Origin of the sequence: Myceligenerans indicum (assembly GCF_016742955.1) — a bacterium.
Taxonomy (GTDB): Bacteria; Actinomycetota; Actinomycetes; order Actinomycetales; family Cellulomonadaceae; genus Myceligenerans; species Myceligenerans indicum.
In genome coordinates this window covers 1-5,178 of the sequence record NZ_JABBYC010000101.1, presented here as the reverse complement: position 1 = coordinate 5,178, position 5,178 = coordinate 1, and the positions used below count along the sequence as shown (strand labels likewise).

The window sequence follows — 5,178 nt, the reverse complement described above, 5'->3', positions numbered from 1 at the left end:
CCTTATCGTCGGCAGCGTCAGATGTGTATAAGAGACAGCTCCCGGGCACCGTCCGTCCCGCCCTCCCGGGCACCGTCCGTCCCGCCCTCCCGGGCCATGCGGCCTGCCTCGACCAGCGCCTCGCGCGCAGCGGGGCGCGCCCCGGGCGCGACGGCGTCCTCCAGATCGAGGATGACGCCGTCGGCCCGGGACGCCGCCTTGGCGAACCGGTCGGGCCGGTCCGCCGGGCAGAACAGGAGCGCTGGTCCGGGGATCACGTCCCCTCCCCCGCATCCGGGGTGCCGCCCGCGTGGCCCGGGCTCGCGGGGTCGTGCGCCGGCCCGTCCGGCGCCTCCGCGGCCTCGTGCGCCTCCCGGGTCCAGAACAGGCCCGCACGCACCGCCCGGGCCACGACGACGCCGTCCTGGTTGCGGCCCACATGCTCCAGCGTGACGATCCCCTGCCCCGGCCGGGACGCGGACACCCGCTTGGCCAGGACGTTCGTCTCCCCGTACAGGGTGTCACCGTGGAACACCGGCGCGGGGAACGTGACCTCCTGGAACCCGAGGTTGGCCACCAGGGTGCCGAGGGTGACCTGCCACGTGGACAGGCCCACCAGCGTGGACAGGGTCCACATCGAGTTCATCAGCCGCTGGCCGAACGGCTGGGTCGCCGCCCACGCCGCGTCCAGGTGCAGCGGCTGGCCGTTCATGGTCAGCGTGGTGAACTGCACGTCGTCGGCCTCGGTGGCGGTCCGGCCGGGGCGGTGCAGGTAGCGGTCGCCGACCTCCATCTCGTCGAAGTACCGCCCCCGCTGCAGGATCTCCCGGCCCGGCTCGCCGCGCGCCGCCTCTCCGCGCGCGGCGGACGACGTCGTCGGCTCCGTCACTGCAGCCCCATCTCCCGGGCCAGCACCATGAGCTGCACCTCCGTGGTTCCCTCGCCGACCTCCAGCACCTTCGCGTCCCGGTAGTGCCTGGCCACGGCGTTCTCGTTGAGGAAACCGTACCCGCCCCAGATCTGGGAGGCGTCGTGCGCGTTGGCGACCGCGGCCTCGGAGCCGATGAGCTTGGCCAGCGACGCCTCCGCCTTGAACGGGACTCCCGCGACGAGCTTCTGCGCCGCGTCCATCCACGCCAGGCGCGCCGAGTGGGCCCGCGCCCGCATCCGGCCCAGGGTGAAGGCGACGTGCTGGTTCGCGCCGATCGGCTCGCCGAACACCTTGCGCTCCTTGGCCCGGGACAGCGCCTGCTCGTAGCAGCCGATCGCGGCTCCCGCGCACAGGGCCGCGAACGCCACCCGACCCTCGTCCAGGGCCCGCAGGAAGTTCGCGTACCCGCGGCCCTGCTCCCCCAGCATCGCCGAGTGCGGCACCCGCACGTCGGTGAACGTCAGCGGATGCGTGTCCGAGGTGTGCCAGCCGACCTTGTCGTAGGCGGGTCCCACCTCGAAGCCGGGCGTCCCCGTCGGCACGATGAAGCACGTCAGCTCCGGTCCGCCGTTCTCCTTGCGCCCGGTCACCGCCGTGACCGTGACCAGCGACGTGATCGGCGTGCCGGAGTTGGTGATGAACTGCTTGGAGCCGTTGATGACCCATTCGTCGCCGTCCCGCACCGCCGTCGTGCGCGTGGCGCCCGCATCCGAGCCCGCCTCGTCCTCGGTCAGCCCGAACGCGGCCAGCGCCCGGCCCGAGAGCAGGTCGGGCAGCCAGCGCTTCCTCTGCTCGTCGCTGCCGTGCCGGAAGATCGGCACGACACCGAGGCCGACGCCGGCCTCCAGCGTGACCCCGAGGGACTGGTCCACCCGGCTGATCGCCTCCACCGCGAGGCACAAGGACACGTAGTCCTTGCCCTGACCGCCGTACTCGACGGGGAAGGGCAGGCCGAACAGCCCCATGTCCCCCATCCGGGCGATGATGTCGACGGGCAGCTCACGCTTCGTGTCGTAGTCATAGGCACGCGGTGCGACGACCTCGTCCGCGAAGCGGCACACCTCGTCGTACAGCTTGGTCTGCTCGTCGGTGAGCAAGTACTTCATGATTCCTCCCAGGGGTGTCGGGAACGACCGGGACCGTCAAGGGTTGTGCGGGCCCGGGGGGTCTTCTCTCGTGTTGTCAGCGGGCGGCGGCGTCGGCCAGACGTTCGGGTGCGGGGTGCTCGTCACCGGCGGGCGGGGTCGCCGCCACCGTCGCGACCACCTGGTCACGCCGCACCTGGTCGCCCACGACCACCCGGACCGTCGCGGCACCCTCGTGCGGGGCGAGGAGAGGATGCTCCATCTTCATGGCCTCCACGACCACGAGCGGATCCCCGGCACCGACCTCGCCGTCGTCGGCCACCCAGGCGACCGTGCCGGGCATCGCGGCACGCACGTCCGGGCCCGCGGTCTCGCCCCCTGTGGCGGCCGCCGCCCGCGCCGCACGCCGCGCGGCGAAGGCCTGCCTGCGCGTCGGGGCGGGCAGAACGAGGGTGCGCCCGGCCCGGTGCAGCCAGACCGTGCGGACCGGACGCCCGGACTCCTGCACGACGACGGTCGCGGGCGAGTCGTCACCGGACGTCGCCGGGCCGTCGGGTGAGGGCGGGCCGTGGGGTGAGGGCGGGCCGTCCGGCCTGACCGCGAGGTCCCGCGGCAGCGGCGCGCCCTCCCCGACCAGCCGGTCCACCGTTACCGGCCCGTCCACGGTGACCAGGCGGCCCGCGACCTCGTAGCGAACGGGCTCGGACGGTGCACCCGGGCGGAAGCCGTCGAGTGTCCAGGGGCCGGAACTCGCCGGCCGCCCTGCCGCGGCGAGCGCCCGCGCGGCCGCGGTGCGGTCGGCGTCGTCGGGTTCGGGATCGGCCGGGTCGCCGAGCCGCGCGATGAGTCCGGTGTCGAGCCGTCCGGCGCGGACGTCGGGGTGGGCGAGGAGTTCGCGCAGCCAGCCGGTGTTGGTCTCCAGGCCCAGCACGACCGTGTCGGCGAGCGCCGCGTCGAGCCGGTCGACGGCCTGGGCGCGGTCGGTGCCGTGGGCGATGACCTTGGCGAGCATGGGGTCGTAGTCGCCGCCGATCACGGTGCCGGTCGCGATCCCGGAGTCGATGCGGACGCCGGGGCCGGACGGTTCGGCGTAGGCCAGGACGGTGCCGGTGTCGGGCAGGAACCCGCGGGCGGGGACCTCTGCGTAGGCGCGGGCCTCGGCGGCGTGGCCGTGCAGGACGACGTCGTCCTGGGCGAGCGGGAGTTCCTCCCCGGCGGCGGCGCGCAGCTGGAGCTCGACGAGGTCCAGTCCGGTGACGGCCTCGGTGACGGGGTGCTCGACCTGGAGGCGGGTGTTCATCTCGAGGAACCAGAACTCGATCGCGTCCGGGTCGGGCGGGCCGTCGCCGGCCGCGGCGTCGCCGGGGACCAGCATCTCGACGGTTCCGGCGCCGGTGTAGCCGCAGGCGCGGGCGACCTCGCAGGCGGCTTCGCCCATGCGGGCGCGGACGGCGTCGGCGATCGGTGCGGGCATGCCGGCGAGCAGCGCGGAGGGGGCTTCCTCGATGACCTTCTGGTGGCGCCGTTGCAGGGAGCATTCGCGTTCGCCGAGGTGGATGACCGTGCCGTGGGTGTCGGCGAGGATCTGGACCTCGATGTGGCGGGGGCGGGGCACGTAGCGTTCGAGCAGGAGGGTGTCGTCGCCGAACGCGGCGGCGGCGACGCGGCGGGCGGAGGTGAGGGCGGCGGGGAGTGCGGCGGCGTCGTCGGCCACCTGCATGCCCTTGCCGCCGCCGCCGGCGGCGGGCTTGACGATGAGGGGGAAGCCGACGTCGTCGGCCGCGGCGATCAGTTCCTCGTCGGTGAGGGTGCCGGTGGTGCCGGGCAGGACGGGGACGCCGCGGGCGGCGACGAGGTCGCGGGCGGAGATCTTGTCGGCCATGGCTTCCATGGCCTCGGGTGGTGGGCCCACCAGGGTGATGCCGGCGGCCGCGCAGGCGCGGGCGAAGGCGGGGTTCTCGGACAGGAAGCCGTAGCCGGGGTGGATGGCGTCGGCGCCGGTGGTGCGGGCGGCGGCGATCACGGCGTCGATGTCGAGGTACGACGACGTCGCGGGGGCGGGTCCGATCCGGACGGCGGTGTCGGCGAGGTGGACGTGGGGCGCTGCGGCGTCCGCGTCGGAGTAGACGGCGGCCGAGCGGATGCCGAGGCGCCGGAGGGTGCGGATGACGCGCACGGCGATCTCGCCGCGGTTGGCGACCAGGACGGTGCCGAAGGGGCGGGGGCCGGTCGGGTCGGTGGCGGTTCGACGGATGCCGGACGGGTGGACACCGGGGCGGCTGGTCGCGGTGTCGTCGGGGCGGCTGGGCGGCTGGCTGGTCATGGTGGTCCCTCCCTCACATCCGGAACAGGCCGAAGCGCTCGGTGGCGCCGGCGTCGTGGAACGGGACCCGGGAGCACACGTCCAGGGCCATGCCCAGGACGCGGCGGGTATCGGCCGGGTCGAGGATGCCGTCGTCCCAGCCGCGCGCGGTGGCGTGGTAGGGGCTGCCGGCGCGTTCGTAGGACTCGCGGACGGGCGCCTCGAAGGCGGCTTGTTCGTCGTCGGACCACGTGCCGCCGGCGCCCTCGATCTGGTCGCGCTTGACGGTGGACAGCACGGAGGCGGCCTGCGGGCCGCCCATCACGGAGATGCGGGACCCGGGCCAGGACCACAGGAAGCGCGGGGAGTAGGCGCGCCCGCACATGGAGTAGTTCCCGGCGCCGAAGGATCCGCCGACCATCACGGTCAGCTTGGGCACGCGGGTGGAGGCGACGGCGGTGACCATCTTGGCGCCGTCCTTGGCGATGCCGCCGGCCTCGGCGTCGCGGCCCACCATGAAGCCGGTGATGTTCTGCAGGAAGAGCAGCGGGATGCCGCGCTGGTCGGCCAGTTCGATGAAGTGGGCGCCCTTGAGCGCGGACTCGCCGAACAGGACGCCGTTGTTGGCGAGGATGCCGACGGGGTGGCCGTGCAGGCGGGCGAAGCCGGTCACGAGGGTGGTGCCGTAGCCGGGCTTGAACTCGTGCCAGTCGGGCACGGGGCCGTCGGGGCCCGGTTCGGGGGCGGCGTCGATCAGCCGGAAGATGACCTCGTGGGCGTCGTAGGGGGCGTTGACGTCGACGGGGACGACGTCGTACAGGCCCTGCGGGTCCGACGCGGGCGGCTGCGGGCGCGGGTTCACCTGTCTCTTATACACATCT

General features: G+C 74.0%; 4 protein-coding genes and 1 pseudogene. All 5 read right to left on the bottom strand.

Going from position 1 to position 5,178, the window contains the following annotated elements; genetic code table 11:
- Nucleotides 1-110: 110 nt before the first annotated feature.
- Nucleotides 111-257 (bottom strand): annotated as a pseudogene (locus tag HGK34_RS21910) (CoA ester lyase); the annotation flags it as partial.
- Nucleotides 254-772 carry a MaoC family dehydratase gene (locus tag HGK34_RS21905; protein ID WP_201851486.1) on the bottom strand — a complete coding sequence of 173 codons (519 nt, stop codon included), beginning with the start codon at nucleotides 770-772 and terminating at the stop codon, nucleotides 254-256. The gene HGK34_RS21905 and the pseudogene HGK34_RS21910, both read right to left, overlap by 4 nt.
- A 92-nt stretch (nucleotides 773-864) precedes the next feature.
- Nucleotides 865-2,016 carry an acyl-CoA dehydrogenase family protein gene (locus HGK34_RS21900; RefSeq protein WP_201851485.1) on the bottom strand — a complete coding sequence of 384 codons (1,152 nt, stop codon included), beginning with the start codon at nucleotides 2,014-2,016 and terminating at the stop codon, nucleotides 865-867.
- Between the two features lie 76 nt (nucleotides 2,017-2,092).
- Nucleotides 2,093-4,318 (bottom strand): acetyl/propionyl/methylcrotonyl-CoA carboxylase subunit alpha, encoded by a 2,226-nt coding sequence (locus HGK34_RS21895; protein ID WP_201851484.1) that lies wholly within the window; start codon nucleotides 4,316-4,318, stop codon nucleotides 2,093-2,095.
- A gap of 13 nt (nucleotides 4,319-4,331) precedes the next feature.
- Nucleotides 4,332-5,178 (bottom strand): carboxyl transferase domain-containing protein (locus HGK34_RS21890; protein ID WP_280517991.1); only part of this gene is annotated, 847 nt, incomplete at its 5' end.

Excerpts from the sequence above, each read along its gene's own strand:
- HGK34_RS21905 (WP_201851486.1), bottom strand. The coding sequence starts at position 772 with ATGGAGGTCGGCGACCGCTACCTGCACCGCCCCGGCCGGACCGCCACC.
- HGK34_RS21900 (WP_201851485.1), bottom strand. The coding sequence starts at position 2,016 with ATGAAGTACTTGCTCACCGACGAGCAGACCAAGCTGTACGACGAGGTG.
- HGK34_RS21895 (WP_201851484.1), bottom strand. The coding sequence starts at position 4,318 with ATGACCAGCCAGCCGCCCAGCCGCCCCGACGACACCGCGACCAGCCGC.